The organism is Alteromonas ulvae (assembly GCF_048987005.1).
Taxonomy (GTDB): Bacteria; Pseudomonadota; Gammaproteobacteria; order Enterobacterales; family Alteromonadaceae; genus Alteromonas.
The window spans coordinates 1,977,033-1,994,479 of sequence record NZ_CP185261.1 but is presented as its reverse complement, the minus strand read 5'-3'; the positions used below and the strand labels follow the sequence as shown (position 1 = coordinate 1,994,479).

Annotated in this window: 14 protein-coding genes; 9 read left to right on the top strand and 5 right to left on the bottom strand. The window is 44.3% G+C overall.

The window, feature by feature from the left end:
- The first annotated feature begins 8 nt into the window (after nt 1-8).
- The 3 genes from ACOJR9_RS08705 to fldA all read left to right on the top strand — a co-directional run bounded on the left by ACOJR9_RS08705 (nt 9) and on the right by fldA (nt 1,712).
- A complete protein-coding gene (locus ACOJR9_RS08705; RefSeq protein ID WP_420935879.1) occupies nt 9-785 on the top strand; it encodes an alpha/beta fold hydrolase in 777 nt (258 codons plus the stop codon).
- 152 nt (nt 786-937) lie between these two features.
- Nucleotides 938-1,156, top strand: a complete 219-nt coding sequence (locus ACOJR9_RS08700; RefSeq protein WP_032095830.1) for a DUF2788 domain-containing protein — start codon at nt 938-940, stop codon at nt 1,154-1,156.
- Nucleotides 1,157-1,187: 31 nt separating this feature from the next.
- The gene (fldA, locus tag ACOJR9_RS08695; RefSeq protein WP_420935878.1) at nt 1,188-1,712 is read left to right on the top strand and encodes a flavodoxin FldA; all 525 of its coding nucleotides are present in this window, start codon (nt 1,188-1,190) and stop codon (nt 1,710-1,712) included.
- 112 nt (nt 1,713-1,824) lie between these two features.
- On the opposite strand, the gene ACOJR9_RS08690 is transcribed toward fldA, so the two are convergent.
- Nucleotides 1,825-3,822, bottom strand: a complete 1,998-nt coding sequence (locus ACOJR9_RS08690) for a methyl-accepting chemotaxis protein (protein WP_420935877.1) — start codon at nt 3,820-3,822, stop codon at nt 1,825-1,827.
- A 313-nt stretch (nt 3,823-4,135) separates the two neighbouring features.
- On the opposite strand from ACOJR9_RS08690, the gene fur reads away from it, so the two are divergent.
- On the top strand, nt 4,136-4,561 hold the full coding sequence (fur, locus tag ACOJR9_RS08685; RefSeq protein ID WP_032095827.1) for a ferric iron uptake transcriptional regulator: 426 nt from the start codon (nt 4,136-4,138) through the stop codon (nt 4,559-4,561).
- Between the two features lie 92 nt (nt 4,562-4,653).
- Here the strand turns inward: fur and ACOJR9_RS08680 are convergent, their stop codons facing one another.
- The 4 genes from ACOJR9_RS08680 to ACOJR9_RS08665 are packed head-to-tail and all read right to left on the bottom strand — an operon-like array spanning nt 4,654 to nt 8,025.
- On the bottom strand, nt 4,654-5,520 hold the full coding sequence (locus ACOJR9_RS08680) for an aminotransferase class IV (protein WP_420935876.1): 867 nt from the start codon (nt 5,518-5,520) through the stop codon (nt 4,654-4,656).
- Nucleotides 5,517-6,512: a biotin-dependent carboxyltransferase family protein gene (locus ACOJR9_RS08675; RefSeq protein ID WP_420935875.1), complete on the bottom strand. Its 996-nt coding sequence runs from the start codon at nt 6,510-6,512 to the stop codon at nt 5,517-5,519. Before ACOJR9_RS08675 ends, ACOJR9_RS08680 begins: the two co-directional genes overlap by 4 nt.
- 4 nt (nt 6,513-6,516) lie before the next feature.
- On the bottom strand, nt 6,517-7,242 hold the full coding sequence (gene pxpB, locus ACOJR9_RS08670) for a 5-oxoprolinase subunit PxpB (protein ID WP_420935874.1): 726 nt from the start codon (nt 7,240-7,242) through the stop codon (nt 6,517-6,519).
- Nucleotides 7,243-7,299: 57 nt separating this feature from the next.
- The gene (locus ACOJR9_RS08665) at nt 7,300-8,025 is read right to left on the bottom strand and encodes a 5-oxoprolinase subunit PxpA (RefSeq protein WP_420935873.1); all 726 of its coding nucleotides are present in this window, start codon (nt 8,023-8,025) and stop codon (nt 7,300-7,302) included.
- Between the two features lie 65 nt (nt 8,026-8,090).
- Here ACOJR9_RS08665 and ACOJR9_RS08660 point away from each other — a divergent pair, with 65 nt between their 5' ends.
- From ACOJR9_RS08660 to ACOJR9_RS08640, 5 genes are all read left to right on the top strand, one after another.
- Nucleotides 8,091-9,011, top strand: a complete 921-nt coding sequence (locus tag ACOJR9_RS08660) for a S1-like domain-containing RNA-binding protein (RefSeq protein ID WP_420935872.1) — start codon at nt 8,091-8,093, stop codon at nt 9,009-9,011.
- Nucleotides 9,012-9,033: 22 nt separating this feature from the next.
- Nucleotides 9,034-9,429, top strand: coding sequence for an OsmC family protein (locus ACOJR9_RS08655; protein ID WP_420935871.1), 396 nt, complete (start codon nt 9,034-9,036; stop codon nt 9,427-9,429).
- A 229-nt stretch (nt 9,430-9,658) separates the two neighbouring features.
- On the top strand, nt 9,659-10,801 hold the full coding sequence (locus ACOJR9_RS08650; RefSeq protein ID WP_420935870.1) for an efflux RND transporter periplasmic adaptor subunit: 1,143 nt from the start codon (nt 9,659-9,661) through the stop codon (nt 10,799-10,801).
- A 25-nt stretch (nt 10,802-10,826) separates the two neighbouring features.
- On the top strand, nt 10,827-14,225 hold the full coding sequence (locus ACOJR9_RS08645) for an efflux RND transporter permease subunit (RefSeq protein ID WP_420935869.1): 3,399 nt from the start codon (nt 10,827-10,829) through the stop codon (nt 14,223-14,225).
- Nucleotides 14,222-17,377, top strand: a complete 3,156-nt coding sequence (locus tag ACOJR9_RS08640; RefSeq protein ID WP_420935868.1) for an efflux RND transporter permease subunit — start codon at nt 14,222-14,224, stop codon at nt 17,375-17,377. The genes ACOJR9_RS08645 and ACOJR9_RS08640 overlap by 4 nt, the downstream gene beginning before the upstream one ends.
- The last annotated feature ends 70 nt before the right edge of the window (nt 17,378-17,447 follow it).

Genomic DNA, 17,447 nt, shown 5'->3' with positions numbered 1-17,447 from the left:
GCGACTACGTGGATATAAATTACAAAATATCTCAATGCGATAATTCATCGTCATGGCTTTTTCTAATTCATGGATTATTTGGAAGCGCTGATAATTTAGCAATAATTAAACGGCATTTTGAAAAACAATACAATATTGTCAGTGTCGACCTTCCCGATCACGGTGAGTCGAAATGGACAAATAGATTTGACGTCACTCACGCAGCCAACGCTATTAACAATATTGTTGAAGCACTTTCCCTATCGAGTGTAGCCATACTCGGTCATTCTTTAGGTGGCAAAGTCGCCATGCAATTTGCACTTAACTATCCAGATAAAGTGAGCCATCTTGTTGTGGCTGATATTGCGCCGGTTGCTTACAACCACAGGCATTACAGTATATTTAACGGGTTAAATGCGGTTCCATTAGATGACATAGAAGGTAGAAAAGACGCTGAATCGGCAATGGCTGAGTTTATTGAAGAACCCGGTGTTCGACAATTCTTACTGAAAAGCTTGTACAAAACGGACGAGGGTAAATGGTCTTGGCGCTTTAATTTGAAAGGGCTGATAGAGAGCTATCCTCACATAGTAGATTGGCAACAAACGTCTAAACAATTTAACGGGCCTACCCTATTTATAAAAGGGGGAAATTCCGATTACATAACCGCAGACCATAAAGCTGCTATCGGTAGCTATTTCCCGAATGCGAAAGCGCATGTTATCGAAGGTGTCGGGCACTGGCTGCACGCAGAAAAGCCTGCGGCTTTTAATGCAATTGTAGAGAGAATGTTACAAAAAAATTGATTTTTTGTATTGATAAAACAAACTCTTAATAAACTTGCAGTAACAGCGAATACTATTACATATTTTTGAATGTTTTGGTCTCTTACACATTCGCATATTGTGATATCATTCGTGCAGATTTTGTAGATTACTGATATTGAATTAACGAAACCATGCTTGCAGAAAACTATGAACTGATAGAGTCTATTATGCTATATGGCGGCCTAGCAATACTTTTTGCATTGATGGGCTTTGCTGTACACGATGTATTGCGTAAGAACGATGTTCCTCTTATTGGTAAAGTAGTGACCTATGGTGTACTTGGCTTAGGCGCCGTGGGGTTTCTAGCTAAGGGACTCATCGAATGGTTCTGGCTTAATTCAGGCGTTTAAACAGACAGATATTGATTAATAGAGGTTAGATATGGCGAGCGTTGGCCTATTTTTCGGCAGTGACACGGGTAACACCGAACACGTAGCGAAGATGATTCAAAAAGAATTAGGTAAGCAACTCATAGACGTAAAAGACATTGCTAAGAGCAGCAAAGAAGATATTGCCGGGTTTGACCTCCTTATCTTTGGAATACCTACGTGGTATTACGGAGAAGCACAATGCGATTGGGACGATTTTTTCCCAGAACTTGAGAGCATTGACTTTAACGATAAGCTTGTGGCAATTTTCGGTTGTGGCGACCAAGAAGACTATGCCGAGTATTTCCTAGATGCCATGGGTATGGTGCGCGATATCGTTGAAGCGAAAGGCGCAATTCTAGTAGGCCAGTGGTCTACTGATGGATACGACTTTGAAGCGTCTAAAGGCATGGCTGACGACAATCACTTTGTAGGTCTTGGTATTGACGAAGACAGACAGCCAGAGCTTACCGACTCTCGAGTGAAGGCATGGTGCAAGCAAATTCACGACGAGCTATGTCTAGCTGAATTGGCGTAAGAAACGCCCGTTTATTGAAGATAATAAAAACCGCTCATGAGCGGTTTTTTTGTGACTGGTATTTTATTTCTAATAGTTTGTTTTCAATATTTTCTTGTTGACATTGTGCATTTTACAACTGAAAACGCTCAACCGCTTTTCGCAGGCTTTCAGTTTGCGCATCGAGTTTCATGGTCGATTCGTTTGACTGCCTAGTGCTTTGAGCACTTGAGTCTGCCAAGCTTACAATGGTGTTTAGGCTTTTTGCTACGTCGGCTAACAACACGTCCTGCTGCTCGGTATCCGTGACAATGTGCTCGTTGATGTTGCTGAGTTGCTCGATAATTTCCCGAATACTTTTAACTTGCTCTGCAACCTGGTGGGTAATATCAACGCTGCCCTTTGCTTGCTCTTTCCCAGACTCAATGGCTTTGACCGCTTCAGCAGCATCTTTTTGTAAATTGCCAATCATCTGCTCAATTTCTTCCGTTGAGTCGTGGGTTCGATTCGCTAGCGTTCTCACTTCATCGGCAACAACGGCAAACCCACGTCCTTGCTCTCCTGCTCTGGCAGCTTCTATGGCCGCGTTAAGCGCCAGCAAATTAGTTTGTTCTGCAATGGTTTTAATAACATCAAGTATGCTGCCAATGCTACGAGAGTTATCATCTAGCCGAGCGATAATTTCTGCAGATGTTTCAGCCTGTTTGGCTTGGCTATCTACTTGCTGTCTATTGCGCTCTACGAGGTGACCAATATCCTGGCTCTGATTGGTAATATCTCGTAATGCAGCCATAGCATGATTAATTTGTTTGAGGTTGCTGCGACTTTTTTCTTGAACATGCTGTGTATTGGTCGATGTAACCGTCACTTGCTCTCGCTGTTCATCCACATCGCCTAGGCTCTTGTCACCTAGTTCTACGCTTTCCTTTGCTATTTCAATTAAGCGTGTTTCTTGCTCTAGGATATTTCCAACCAGCTCTCTAAGACTATCAGTCAGACTATTCACTTTAGCAGATAGCGCTGAGAACTCATCATTGCCCTCTTCGGATAGCTTCTGACTGAGGTCGCCCATACTCAACAAATTCAAACCTCGATTGATACGACCAAGTGGTTTTGAGATACTGCGAGTAACCACAACAGCAAGCACGATTGCAGTAATAAGACCAAAAACAGCGACGATAGTATTTTTAACTAAGTTAGCTTGTACCGACTCTAAAATAGCATTTTGCCCGCTTAATGCTTGAGCCTGAACCCGTTTAAATAATACGTTTATATCTTCTAATGCAGTGTTTAACGATGAATTCGCACTACCTCGCTCTGCCACTGTATTTGCAATCATATCTAGCTTAGCTGTTTGCAGCGCCGTTAGCTTATCAATAGCTAAAAGCAATGCATCATATTGCTCGTTAAACGCACTCACCGTTCCACCATCATCTATTCCAGCCGCAAGCCTATTTATATAGTCTTTATCTACTTGAAGATTACTCAGTTGATAGCTTAAATCGTCGAGAATGCCTAAGCTTTCTTCTGAACGATTAGACTCTGCCAGTTCAATAAAGGAGTCGTTCATTGTCAAGAGCTTATTATCTATTGCTGTGCCGGCCCCTATTAATGTTTCTAAGCTAGGATCGTTCGAATCGATGTAAGAAAGATCAAGCATAAGTGCGCTTGCCTCATCGGCCAACATAAGCACTTGTTCAAGTTGGCTTTGCAGTTGCGCCTCCACTTCCATACGCGATTTTATTGCCACATACATTTTATTACTGCTATCTACGTAATGAAGGCTATCTGCAATCGCCTTTTGTGCATCACCATTTGCGGGCATGAGCGATTTAAGGTTACTGAGATCGTTTTTGAATTCAGCGGATAAAGCATCGAATAGTGCTTTATTTTTTTCAAATGAAGCAATGTTTTCCACGTGGAAACCGTTTGCTGTAATAACGGATAAGGACAAAATTTCAGTTTTTACTCTCACCATGCTGGTTTGCTCGGGCATTTTTCGCTCTACAACATCTTCTGCAGATTGGCGGATATCGCTAAGCCCGAAGTAAGATAAAATGCTAGTGAATAAAAGTAAGCATCCGAACAGACCAAAGCCTAACGTTATTTTATTTATTATTGTTAACTGCATAATAGAATCCAACAAGTACGCCCGACAAAAGCAAGGAGTGCCACAATAGTCTTACAATTCTAGTTTAACAGCATGTAAACTCAATGCACCAAAAGTTTATATCTATTTTACATATTCATGTTTCTTATCCTGTACTTAATGAACAATCGCTACCGTTTTACGCGTAATTGAACACACTTTTAGCTTTGCCTATTATTCGAACAATGAGTAAAATTCGTTCATAAGGTTAAAGAAACCTTAGTTTTACTTTAAAATCGCTACAAGTTACCTATAATACCTGCAAATGTTTTTCACACTTTCTCAGTAGGTTGTAATGGATCAAAATAAAGAATTGAAAAGAGCAGGGCTTAAAGTCACTCTGCCTCGCCTTAAAATTTTACAAATTCTGCAAGACCCAAATAATCAACACATAAGTGCTGAAGATGTGTACAAGATTCTTATCGAACAAGATGAAGAAATTGGTCTGGCTACGGTATACCGTGTTCTTAACCAATTTGACGATGCCGGAATTTTAAATCGTCATCATTTTGAAGGCGGCAAATCTGTTTTCGAAATAAGTCATAAAGACCATCACGATCATTTGGTATGCCTTAAGTGCGGAAAAGTGATTGAGTTTGAAGACGATATTATCGAACAGCGACAAGAGATGGTGGCAAAGCAGCATAATATTAAGCTTACTCACCACAGCCTGTACCTTTACGGTGAGTGTACCGACGGGAATTGCGACACACTCGACTAATTTGAGTGCGTTGTCCTAAAGTTCAAATAGAAAACCTGCCTTTACTCTAGGGCAGGTTTTTTTCCGCTTTTCAAACACTGCTCATATGCGCATTAAGCGTCAAATTTATAAGCGTGATACGCCCTTATTGCACGTTCCCACACTTCTCCTGCCGCGCCCTTACCGATGGCATGGCCATCAATTTCAATAACCGGAGACACTTCCTTACTCGACGATGTAAGCCACACCTCATCTGCATCGAGCAGTGACTCTTTAGAAAACCACTCCTCTACCACGTGAAGGTTTGCACGCTTAAACGATTCTAGTGCAATGTGGCGAGTGATCCCTGGCAGCAATTCATTATTTAAGGGCGGCGTTTTAATCATGCCGTTTTTCACCATAAATACGTTGCACGAACTTGCCTCAGTTATCAGCCCTTTCTCGTTAAACAAAATCGTTTCGTTAACACCAGCTTTTACGCCACTTTGAAAGTGCATGACGTTACCAAGCAACGATGTTGACTTTATGTGGCACCGTTGCCAGCGCTTGTCTTCTTCTAGCGCCGCTTTAAACACCTTGGCACTGCTTCTTGAATTTGACTGGGGGGCTGCCATTTCAAACGCGAAAGCAAAAACCGTTGGTGTGACGCCAGTTGGGTATGCATGATAACGCTTAGTGTCAGTACCTCGACTCACATGAAAATACACGCCCACGTTACCACTTTCTATATGCTGAGCATTTTCTGTTGCCAGCTGCAGCACAATGGATGTCCACATGGCATCGTCATAAGGATTATCAATTTCAATGGCCGATAGCCCCGATGCCAACCGCGACAAATGGCCCTTAAGTCCTACCGGTTTTCCCGCATAGGTCGGTATCACTTCATAAATACCATCACCAAATAGGAAGCCCCTATCCATCGGTGAAATTCTTGCTTCACTAAGGGGAAGGTATTCACCGTTTAAAAAAGCGACTGTCATGCAATTTCTCCTCTCAATCGCTGTACGTGTTGCCGAGATAATAATATGTCGGCTCGGGCTTTTTCGCTATCTTGAAAAACAAAGGAAACTGTTTCACCGGGAACCCGCTGCGCCAAGCGACTCACGTCAAGTGGGTTTAAACATCCCAATTTTGGATATCCTCCAAGGGTTTGTCTATCGCGCATCATAACAATAGGCTGTCCATCCGGAGGGACTTGAATTGCACCTAAATGAATCGCCTCTGAGCGCATTGAGGATAATGATGCAGCAATACCTGCTCCGGTCAAACGATACCCCATTCTATCGATGGACGAGCTCACCGTGTACTCTGTACTTTCAAACATGCGCTGTGCTACGCGACTAAAATGCGCTTCTTGATAACCTTTAATGACGCGTAAAGGCGCGTTTAGATCATAGGCTACATGCTCCCCGCTCTTCATGAACCTGCTGTGCTTTATCGACATACTGTGCTTCATTGGCATGCAGTGTTGGATTGGCAACTGACGAACGGCCAGCGTTTCATACGTTTGCTCATTACAACTATTTATATCGATGCAGTCACCGTCGTTAATCATTCGACCGTCACCATGAAGGCCACCAAGAGATTCTCGAACTACAGTACATGCACTGCCAACCTGATAAGGAACCTCCCATTGACCATAAATAGCAAGATACACCTTACTTCCTAAGCATTCACTGCCAAAGGTTAATCGGTCATTTTTATTAACCTTTATACTCGAATAGGCCGGCTTATTTTGACCATTTACCTGCACCTTTACCTGTCGCCCAGCAACAGCAACGATAGCAGGCTCATGAAAACAGACCGTCATTTCTCCAATCACTTCTAGGCACGGTGAATTGTCAGGGTTGTGAGCAAGAAAGTTCGCCCAATGATACGCCATTTCGTCCATAGGGCCTGATTGGGAGAACCCCTGACGCTGCTTACCTTGTCTGCCTTCATCAACAATGAGGCTGAAAAGGCCTTTCGACATTACTTCAACCTTCATGATAGTCGTTAAACTCACTTTCTGTTATCGACACAAATTTTACGGTATCACCAGCACTTAGCAAAGATTGATTGTTTTTATCCAGCATATTTTTAGGGCACAGGCCCATTAAATTCCAGCCGCCGGGAGATTCGCTTGGATAGACAGCGGTTTGTCTATCTGCGATAGCTACCGCTCCCCTTGGTACTTTCTTTCTGGGCGTGCTTAATCGGGGGCACTGTAGTGGTTGCACAATATCACCCATGTAGCCAAAACCGGGAGCAAAGCCCACCGCATACACCTTGTATTCAACGCTGGTATGAAGCGAAATAATATCTTCAGTTGATAAGGATGTTTTTTGACTAATTTCATCAAGATCGTTAGCGTCTGGCGCGCCATACCACACAGGCAATGTGTGGCATTTTCCTGCGAATGCTTCATTTTTTGCATCAGCAACGTCGCCAATGGTGTCCATACCTTTTTGCCAGCTGCGAAGCGTATTGTATACAAAGTGGCTATCTACGCGCTCAATATCGAATATGATTAATAAGCTATCGTAGGATGGCACACATTCTACAATCCACGCCTGCTCGTTGTTGTTGGCAGCACTATCAAGTACACGCAACCATTGCTGACAGACAGCATTTGCTTGCTCTAGGTTTGAGCCCGAAAAATACAACATAATGGCATCTGCTCCCACGGGAACAAACTGCTTAATACTACCAAAAGGTTGCATGTGCACCTCCTACCTTGACATAACTTTCAAAATGACGTGTTTCTTGAAACAACATCGTTATAGGTAAGCTCTAATTTGGCGGGCTATCTCTACGGCGCCCGCTGTATCGCCGTGCACACACAAACTGTCTGCCTGGATAGGTAGGGTGGCGCCTGAAGCGGTTGTTACTGTGCCCTGCTCTATTAATTGCTTGGCTTGTATTAACGCCTCTTGCGAACTGAGTACAGCACCTGCTACGTGGCGAGACTGCAGATAGCCCTCATCGGTATACCGTCTGTCAGAAAACGCTTCAAACAACAGCGACACGCCATACTGTTTAGCTTCATCCAAGATAGCTTGGTGTTGTGATGTCGCTTGTACCATCAACGGAAGTTTTCCTTGGCACATGGCGCCTATACTTTTCATCACCGTTTGCCTAATGTCTTTATTTTTCATCATATCGTTATACAGTGCACCGTGTGGCTTAACATAATCGACCTGTGTGCCCACTATGTCAGCCATCCCCAATAATGCACTAACCTGATATTGAATACAGGCGGTAAGTTCATTCGCTTGCATTGCCATACTTCTGCGTCCGAACCCTTGAAGATCAGGATATGACGGATGAGCACCAACCGATACACCATGGGCTTTGGCAATATCCAGCGCGGCTTTCATGACCAGTGGATCGCCAGCGTGGAAGCCACAAGCTATGTTTGCTTGGTCTATTTCAGACATAATGTCCTTTTCCACAGGCATAGACCAGGCCCCAAAACTTTCACCTAAATCGCAATTTAACTTCATAATGGTTTAGCTCTTAACTCCAATCCGATATTATGTTACCTGTTCTATTAAAAAAGTCAGTGTTAATGATAAATATTGGAAAAATTAATACATTGCGCGTGGTAGCAGAATACCCTTTTGGGTACGCCCTAGCCGCCCTAGACGCGAATGAAAACGAGTTTGAGCGTGGGACTGATAACGAAGGTGCTGCTGTTTTCGATTCAGAGGCCCACACCCTTGGCATAGATGAAACCGTTACTCTTCCCCTTGATGAGGTTGAAACGCCCCTTGCAACAAATGCGGAAATAGAGGTCTTTGTTGCCACAAATCAGCGTGGAGAACCCTACGCAACGGTGAAAAAACCGCTGATCCAGGTGGGCGAAGTCAAAATTTTAAAAGCGGTATCTGCAACCAACTTCGGCGCTTTTTTCGACTGGGGATTAGACAACGATTTACTCGTTCCAGACGACTATCAAGCCGAGCCTGTTAGTGCGGGTATGAAATACGTTGTTTATACGTTCTTTGACAATAAAACTCAGCGCATTTTAGGTGCCACCAAGCTTCACTACTTTTTACAGGAAAGTAACGCCTATTTGAATGAAGGCGACGATGTTGAATGTTTGGTTTATGCCAAGACTGATCTTGGTTTCAAAGTCGTGATAAACGAAAAGAACCTTGGCCTGATTTTTCACAGCGACGCGTTTAAGCCATTAAAAGTGGGTCAAGCTACCTCGGGTGTGATAAAAACAATTCGCGAAGATGGCAAAATTGACGTGGTGCTTCAACGCATAGATAAAGAAGCGCGAAGCGAACTTCAGCAGGCTATTTTAGATGATTTAGACGCACACGGCGGCATATCAACGCTAACTGACAAAAGTGCACCGGAAGAGATTTACACGCATTTTAATGTGAGTAAAGCGGCCTATAAAAAGGCGTTGGGTGCGCTGTATAAACAGAAAAAAATCACTATTAACGCTGATGCAATACGACTGAACACTAATACTTAATCTACACAACTCAGGATATATAATGAAAGCACGTGTTTCATGGGATAAAGACCTTACGTTTACTGGTACTACCGACAGTGGTTACAACACCGTGATGGATGGAAACGGCAACGCTGTTTCGCCTATGGAATCGGTGCTTGTGGCTATTGGTGCCTGTTCAAGTGTGGACGTGGTCGATATTTTGAAAAAAGGACGCTTTGACATTACAGCGTGTCATTGTGAACTTGAGGCGAACCGCGCTGAAGAGCCGCCAAGAGTGTTTGAAAAAGTACATGCCCACTACACGGTGTCAGGAACGGGAATTACCGACAAAGCGTTATCCCGTGCTGTGCAGCTATCAGCGGAAAAATACTGTTCGGTCATGTTAATGCTTAAAGGCAATGTTGACATCACCACCAGCTATAGCTTGGTTGAATAACTAATAAGTGGTCTAGGCTTTGGGCTTATGGACTTTAGTTTAAATCGCTGTAACTTAGTGATATTGGCTAACAGATAGCAAAAAAGGCTAACCATTTCGGTTGGCCTTTTTGTTTTTTACCTCCCAAAACCCCTAAAACACTGAAATTTATAGCGTTTAGTTTACTGGCACGTTACCTGCTGATATTGGTCATTATGATATAACGACAATAAATGTTAGGGCATCGACCATGGAAACAACACATAACACTTCATACCAGAACGCAAACAACGCTTCATTTCGCAGTGTGAAAATCAACTCTTCTCTTTTACGCTATGCCACCATCGGTAGCACAATTCTTGCGCTTAGCACATTTGCAACAGGCTGCACAGATGCTGATGCAATTGATGCAGACAATGGCCCTGACAAAGTAGAAGAGACGGTATTCGCTATTCCCGTTGAAGCACTGCACTTAAAAACAGGCGACATTACCTCAACGTACGATACCACCGCTATTTTAGAGGCCCGTGAAGAAGCGTTTGTCTCTGCCCGCGCATCAGGAATTATTGAAGCCATATTCGTAGAAGAAGGCGACTACGTAGAAAAAGGACAAGCGTTGGCGCAGATTGATAAGCGTCGCTATGAACTCAATGTGTCAAAAGCCCGCGCTGATTTACAAGGTATCGAAAACGAGCTTGAACGCGTCAATAAGGTATACTCACAAAAACTCATTAGTCACGATACCTACGATAAGCTCAACGCCCAGTATGAATCAGTTAAAGCCTCGTTGAGCATTGCTGAATTGGATTTAAAAGAAACCACGATAGAAGCCCCTATCAGTGGGTTTATTGCATCTCGCAATGCCAAAGTAGGTAACCTAACTGAGTCTTTCCAACGTGAAAGAATGTTTCATATTGTGCAGCAAAAAGACCTTCAGGGCGTGGTATTCCTACCAGAAAACGAATTAACGAATGTGTCCGTAGGCCAAGTCGCAACCTTACATGTTGCTGCGTTAAACAATCAAGAAATAACTGCACACGTTGAGCGAATTAGCCCCGTTATCGATGCCACAACCGGCACCTTTAAAGTGACACTGCGAGTGCCCAATGGACAAAACACGTTAAAAGCCGGCATGTTTACCGATGTGTCACTTGAATATGCCACTCATGCAAACACAACACTCGTCCCCCGCAGCGCCTTAGTGACTATTGACAATACCCACAGCGTTTTTGTGGTAGACAATGGCGTAGTTAAAAAAGTGAGCGTGTCTACCGGGTTTGAAAACAACGATGTTATTGAAGTGACTCACGGATTAACCGGTAACGAGCAAGTTGTTACTGCGGGACATCAAAACCTAAAAGACAATGCGCCTGTTGAAGTTGTAAACAGCTAAGCAAAAGAAAATAAGGAATAGTATTATGCGTATTGTCGATATTGCGGTTAAACGTCCTGTCGCCGTTTCTATGTTTACTTTTGCTGTGTTGTTATTTGGAATGGTGTCTCTTGGTAGACTGTCGGTGAATTTATTGCCTGATTTGTCTTACCCCACTTTAACTATACGCACCGACTACGATGGCGCTGCACCCGCGGAAATAGAGCAACTCGTCTCTAAACCCATTGAAGAATCCATCGGCGTCGTTAAAGGCGTTCGTAAAGTTACCTCTACCTCACGTGCAGGCCAATCAGACGTAGTCTTATCCTTTGCGTGGGGTACCGACATGGACTTTGCTAGTTTAGAAGTAAGAGAGAAGCTAGACGTACTTCGACTTCCTTTAGACATTGAAAAGCCACGACTGCTTCGGTTTAACCCCAGTTTAGACCCTGTTATTAAGCTAGGCCTCACCACGGACACTGCGAATCTTTCTGAAGAAGGCATGAAACGTTTACGCTTGTATGCAGAACAACAGGTGAAACGCGGCCTTGAGTCGGTTGAAGGCGTAGCAGCTGTGCGATTAGGCGGGGGGCTAGAAAATGAAATTCACATTCTTATTGACCAGCGTAAAGCCAGTCAGCTATCCATTCCCATCACAGATATTGTGGCACGCATAAAAGCAGAAAACGTAAACGCCGCGGGCGGAAGAATAGACAATGTTGCACAGGCCTTCTTAGTGAGAACGCTGAATCAGTTTGAAACGTTAGACGACATAGAAAACGTATTCATCGGCCGCTCAGGTAATCGAAACATCCAGTTAAAGGATGTTGCCGTGGTACAAAGTGCCTATAAAGACCGAAGTGTCATCACGCGTTTTAATGGCACTGAAGGTGTTGAAATAGCTATCTATAAAGAAGGCGATGCCAATGCGGTGGATGTGGCTACCAATGTGTCACGTCGCCTGAAAGAAGTACAACAAGCCCTACCCTCAAATTATGCACTTAACCAAACTTATGATCAGAGCGTATTTATAAAGCAGGCCATCGACAACGTGAAGTCAGCGGCCATGGTGGGCGGTATTCTAGCCATGTTGGTGCTGTATTTGTTTCTAAAAGACTTCTGGGCAACGGTCATCATTTCTGTGTCTATTCCTGTGTCTGTTATTGCCACGTTTAATTTAATGTATGCCAACAACATAAGCTTAAATATGATGAGCCTTGGCGGTATCGCCCTTGCTGTTGGGCTATTGGTAGATAACAGCATTGTTGTGCTTGAAAATATTGACCGTCACCGCAAACACAAGCGTGACTTAACAACGGCTCAACATAGTGACGACGCTACGCAATTTGAGGCGGCCGCCAAGGGCACCAAAGAAGTATCAGGTGCGATAATCGCCTCTACATTAACCACTATGGCCGTATTCGTTCCGCTTATCTTTGTTGAAGGCATTGCCGGTCAGTTATTTCGAGACCAAGCACTCACGGTTTCCTTTGCACTTGCCGCATCTCTCGTGGTGGCGCTTACCATCATTCCGGCGATGGCAAGAAGAAAATCAACGCAACAATTATCTCATCAAGATACATTCGATAACCCGTCAGCCTGTGTAAAAACTGCCCCTACTAGTTTGTTAGGTAAAATAGCGTTTTACGCCACCTGGCCTGTGAGAGCACTGTTAAAATTTGCTTTTGTTTTCTTACCTGCCGCTCTTGTTACCTTGATAATTGGTGCATGGCACATCATCAGCAAATGTTTGTCGGTAGTGTTCACACCACTTGTTTGGCTGTTTTCCAAAGGGTTTGATGGCCTATCAAAAGCGTATGAAGTGTTACTGAAAGCAAGCCTTCGCGCTCGAACGGCAGTGCTAGGTATTGCAATAGCGCTGTCAGCAGGGGGAGTTTTACTGTTACCCCAGTTGGGTATGGAGCTCATTCCCACCATGTCACAAGGCGAGTTCTCAGTAGAAATCACCTTGCCAGCAGGTTCTCCTTTGCAGAAAACCGATGCAGAACTCAATGCACTAGCGACCGTTGTATTTAATGAGAAGAACAGCTTGGACAGTGGGCCAGAAGACGAGCATAAGGGCGAACAACAGAGCGGATCGCACATAAAAGTACAGCGTACTTACGCAATGTCTGGCACAGGCAGCCTTGTGAGTGCAGCGCCTAATCAAGGCGGCGACCACTGGGGCAGGTTAAATGTAGTCATGCAGCCCAATGCTACCCAAGATGATATGCAACAGGTTCAGAGCATGTTGCGTGATTACCTAAACAACAAACCGAACATCGAATCAGTATTTTCTGAGCCTGAACTTTTTAGCTTTTCATCCCCTATTCAAATTGAAATTACAGGCTACGATTTAAATCAACTGCAAGAATATGGTGACGCTATTGCACTTAAGCTGGCAAGCTTTGCTAATTTTACCGATGTAACCACCAGTATTCGCGATGGCAATCCAGAGCTTAAAATAGTCTTCGATCACGCTAAGCTTGCTCGTGTAAACTTAGATGCTGCCACTGTGTCGCAATTGATTGCCGCTAAGGTAGGTGGGCGCGTAGCAACACAATATAGTGTGGAGGATAGAAAAGTTGATGTGCTGGTTCGCACTATTGAAAGTCAGCGCAGCGATATAGCGGGCGTAAGAGCCATTGTTATCAACCCTCGTTCAACACAGCCTATTCCATTAAGTGCGGTAGCCGATGTATATATGAGTGTGGGTCCAAGTGAAATTACTCGCGTTGGCCAGCAGCGTGTCGCTATCGTTACGGCAAATTTAGCGAAAGGAACGCTAGACGAAGCTGTTGAGGTTGCGAATACTGTACTTAACGAAACACAGCTTCCTCTCTCACTTAGCGCCACCATTGCAGGTCAAAGTGAAGATATGCAAAACAGCTTCCGCTCGCTGCAATTTGCTCTCGCCCTGGCCGTATTTATGGTGTACCTGGTTATGGCGTCGCAGTTTGAATCCTTGCTACACCCCCTACTTATTTTGTTCGCGGTGCCACTAGCGGGCGCAGGCTCAGTGTATGGCTTGTGGCTCACCAACACACCGCTTAGTGTGGTGGTGTTTATCGGGCTTATTATGCTGTGTGGTATTGTAGTAAACAACGCCATTGTCCTCGTCGATAGAATAAATCAGCTGCGCGAACACGGAATGGAAAAACACGCTGCTATTGTTGACGCTGCAAAAACTCGCTTAAGACCTATTGTCATGACTACATTGACAACGGTACTGGGTCTACTTCCCATGGCGTTTGGTTTGGGCGAGGGCGCGGAAATTAGGACCCCTATGGCGGTAACGGTTATTTTTGGATTACTGTTTGCCAGCTTACTTACGCTCATTTTACTGCCGGTGCTGTATAGCTTATTCGACAATAAGAAAATACGTGTTGATGCCAATGCAGTGATGACAAGTCATCAGCCGGTGACGAAAGGAGGCGCGCTATGAAGCCTGCACAAAAAAAGCCGCCCACTGTAGGCGAGGCGGGTCGCGTTGAAAAAATTGCTGATGTCGGTGAAGGTGCGGGTGCCGATGCTGGTAAAGTAGCAGGTATAGGTGCGGCGTTAGCAAGATTTGCCCTCAACAAACCCGTCACAATAAGTATGCTATTTTTCTCTATGCTGCTGTTTGGATTAGTATCCTCCAGACTGCTTCCGTTAGAAAAATTTCCCGGTATTGATATCCCCCAAATGGTTATCGAAATTCCCTACCCTGATGCGACACCTGTTGAAGTTGAAACAATGATCACTCGGCCCGTGGAAGCGGCTATTGCCACCATGTCAGGGATTAAGCGCCTGCAAGCCCGTTCTTATGATAATAAAGCAGAAATCGTTGTGGAGTTTGATTGGGATGAAAACCTTAAAGCCAAAAGTATCGAGGCAAGGGAAAAAGTAGACGCTATTAGAAATGAGCTGCCTACAGATATTGAACGGATAATGGTGTATAAATTCAACACCAACGACATGCCTATTTTTCAGCTGCGTGTGTCTAGCGATCGGGATCTTTCTAACGCTTACGATTTGCTTGAGCGCAACCTAAAGCACCCGCTTGAGCGAGTACCCGGCGTGTCGAAAGTTGAGCTTTATGGCACCATGAAACGTCAAATCACTATTCGGCTTAACGCTAAAAAGCTTTCTACTTATCGCATAGACAGTAATGAGCTTGAACGAAAATTACAGGGGGCTAACTTTTCCCTAACTGCAGGCTACATGTATAACGATGGTCACAAGGTGCTTGTTAACCCAACAGGTGAATTTGACGACATCAACGACTTTAAACAAATGTGGATTAAACCCAATATTCGTTTATCGGATGTGGCCGAAGTCAGCTATGAATTGCCTTTGCGAAACGAAGGACGCCATCTAGACAGAAGCTTTGCTGTAGGCTTCAATGTTTTTCGAGAATCTGGCAGTAACTTGGTCAACGTATCAGACGCCGTAATGGCCGTGATCAATGAAGCAAAAAATGACCCTGAATTTTCGGGTATCAACCTTTTTGTGATGGACGACACCGCCAAAAGCGTCACGTCTTCCCTAAGCGATTTGTTAAGTGCAGGGTTGCTAGGTGCGCTACTGTCAGTCATTGTTTTATACTTATTTTTGCGCCAGCTGATCACCACACTTATTGTGGTGCTGTCGGTGCCATTTTCTATATGTATCGCCTTGGGCGTCATGTATTTGCTAGGTTATACCCTAAATATACTGTCACTGATGGGACTAATGCTGGCCGTTGGTATGCTGGTAGATAATGCGGTGGTTGTTACTGAAAGTATTTTTCAAGAGCGCCAAAAAAACAATGATATTGTTTATGCCACACAAAGCGGAGTAAACAAAGTAAGCTTGGCCGTTATTGCGGGTACGGCAACCACGGCCATTGTTTTTTTACCCAATATCATTGGCGTTAAAATAGACGTAACCATCTTTTTAGAACACGTTGCAGTTGCTATTTGCATTTCGCTCTTTGCCTCTCTATTTATTGCGAAATCCCTCATCCCCTTACTGACCACTAAAGTGAAAATTCCAGTGGTTAAGCGGGCAGTGACTCCGGCTTACATCTCTCGTTACGGGAAAATACTTCAATGGGTACTTAACAATCAGGGTAAAACATCACTTATTGCTATTGGTATTCTGGCATCCACTATCATCCCCATGCAGGCGGTGACATCAGATGATGATGGTAATAACAACCAAGAGCGCATTTGGCTGAATTACCACATTACCGAAAACTACACCCTATCAGAGGTAGAAAATACGGTTGAAAAAATGGAAGCGTATTTGTATGAAAATCAAGAACGCTTTCATATTAAACAGGTATATACCTACTTTACTCCAGGGTATGCCACAAGCGGTCTAACGCTTAACGAAGACCTACCCGTGCCGGTTAGCCAGATTAAAGAGGATATCCGTGAGTCTATGCCTTCTTTCGTAAGAGCACGCCCCACATTTCAGTGGGAAAGTGGAAGTGGTGGCGGTATTCGCGTGACATTGCTTGGCGAGTCTTCAGAGCAATTAATGACAATTTCAGATCAGCTGGTACCGGTTCTTGCCAAAGTGGAAGGGCTTAAAGATGTAAAGGCTGATACAGGCTCAACCCGTGACGAAGTTCAGATCCGAATTGACAGAGAAAAAGCCAATCGGTTCGGCATTGCGGTTAACGATGTGGCCAAATTAGTCGCTACCGCCCTGCGCGGCACTAACCTGAGGACGTTTCGCTACAGCGACGCTGGCGAGGTTAACGTACAGCTCAAATATGGTAGTGATATTCAGTCGTCACTCAGTGCAGTTAAAAATATTAATATCGGCTTTGCGCAAAACCAATCAATTACCCTAGATATGATAGCAGATTTTGAAATAAAGCCTCAGTTGTCGCAAATTAACCGTAGCTATCGCCAAACCGCGCTGGCTATTGGTGCCAACCTTGAGGGCGAAACCACTACAGCACAGGCTAGACAGCATATAGAGGCGGCTCTCGACAATATTACCCTACCTACAGGCTACAGTTGGACCTTAGACGGTAGCTTCTCTCGCCAGAATGAAGCTAATGCGGTTATGCAGATGAACATGCTATTGGCACTTTGCATGATATACGTGGTAATGGCAGCGTTGTTTGAATCGTTGATCTTACCTACATCCGTCATAACATCCTTATTATTTTCTTTCACTGGCGTATTTTGGGCATTTATGATAACCGGAACATCAATGTCAGTGATGGGTATGATTGGTATGCTTATACTCATGGGTATTGTGGTGAACAATGGCATTGTGCTGGTGGATAGAATTAATCAGCTGGTCAATGAGGGACTCTCTTTGTATGCCGCCGTTATTGAAGGATGCGTCTCCCGAATAAGACCTATACTCATGACAGTGGCTACCACTGTGCTGGGGCTAATTCCGCTTGCCATAGGCACAACGCGGATAGGCGGCGATGGTCCACCCTATTCCCCAATGGCCATCGCCATTATTGGAGGCTTGCTATTTTCTACACTAACAAGCCTGTTCCTTGTGCCGTTAGCATATGTTCTACTCCTCAAGTTGAGATTCCACACTCAGCGACTCATCATCAACGGACGCAACAGAGTGTCTCGTTGGGTAAGGGTTTGAACCAAGCATCATCAACCAATTGTGGCTTCCTGGCTGGGTGTGTGACGTTCTTTTGAAGAACAGCACCACC

Coding starts and splice junctions, on each gene's coding strand:
- ACOJR9_RS08700 (WP_032095830.1), top strand. CDS start 938: ATGCTTGCAGAAAACTATGAACTGATAGAGTCTATTATGCTATATGGC.
- fldA (WP_420935878.1), top strand. CDS start 1,188: ATGGCGAGCGTTGGCCTATTTTTCGGCAGTGACACGGGTAACACCGAA.
- ACOJR9_RS08690 (WP_420935877.1), bottom strand. CDS start 3,822: ATGCAGTTAACAATAATAAATAAAATAACGTTAGGCTTTGGTCTGTTC.
- fur (WP_032095827.1), top strand. CDS start 4,136: ATGGATCAAAATAAAGAATTGAAAAGAGCAGGGCTTAAAGTCACTCTG.
- ACOJR9_RS08680 (WP_420935876.1), bottom strand. CDS start 5,520: ATGACAGTCGCTTTTTTAAACGGTGAATACCTTCCCCTTAGTGAAGCA.
- ACOJR9_RS08675 (WP_420935875.1), bottom strand. CDS start 6,512: ATGTCGAAAGGCCTTTTCAGCCTCATTGTTGATGAAGGCAGACAAGGT.
- pxpB (WP_420935874.1), bottom strand. CDS start 7,242: ATGCAACCTTTTGGTAGTATTAAGCAGTTTGTTCCCGTGGGAGCAGAT.
- ACOJR9_RS08665 (WP_420935873.1), bottom strand. CDS start 8,025: ATGAAGTTAAATTGCGATTTAGGTGAAAGTTTTGGGGCCTGGTCTATG.
- ACOJR9_RS08660 (WP_420935872.1), top strand. CDS start 8,091: ATGATAAATATTGGAAAAATTAATACATTGCGCGTGGTAGCAGAATAC.
- ACOJR9_RS08655 (WP_420935871.1), top strand. CDS start 9,034: ATGAAAGCACGTGTTTCATGGGATAAAGACCTTACGTTTACTGGTACT.
- ACOJR9_RS08650 (WP_420935870.1), top strand. CDS start 9,659: ATGGAAACAACACATAACACTTCATACCAGAACGCAAACAACGCTTCA.
- ACOJR9_RS08645 (WP_420935869.1), top strand. CDS start 10,827: ATGCGTATTGTCGATATTGCGGTTAAACGTCCTGTCGCCGTTTCTATG.
- ACOJR9_RS08640 (WP_420935868.1), top strand. CDS start 14,222: ATGAAGCCTGCACAAAAAAAGCCGCCCACTGTAGGCGAGGCGGGTCGC.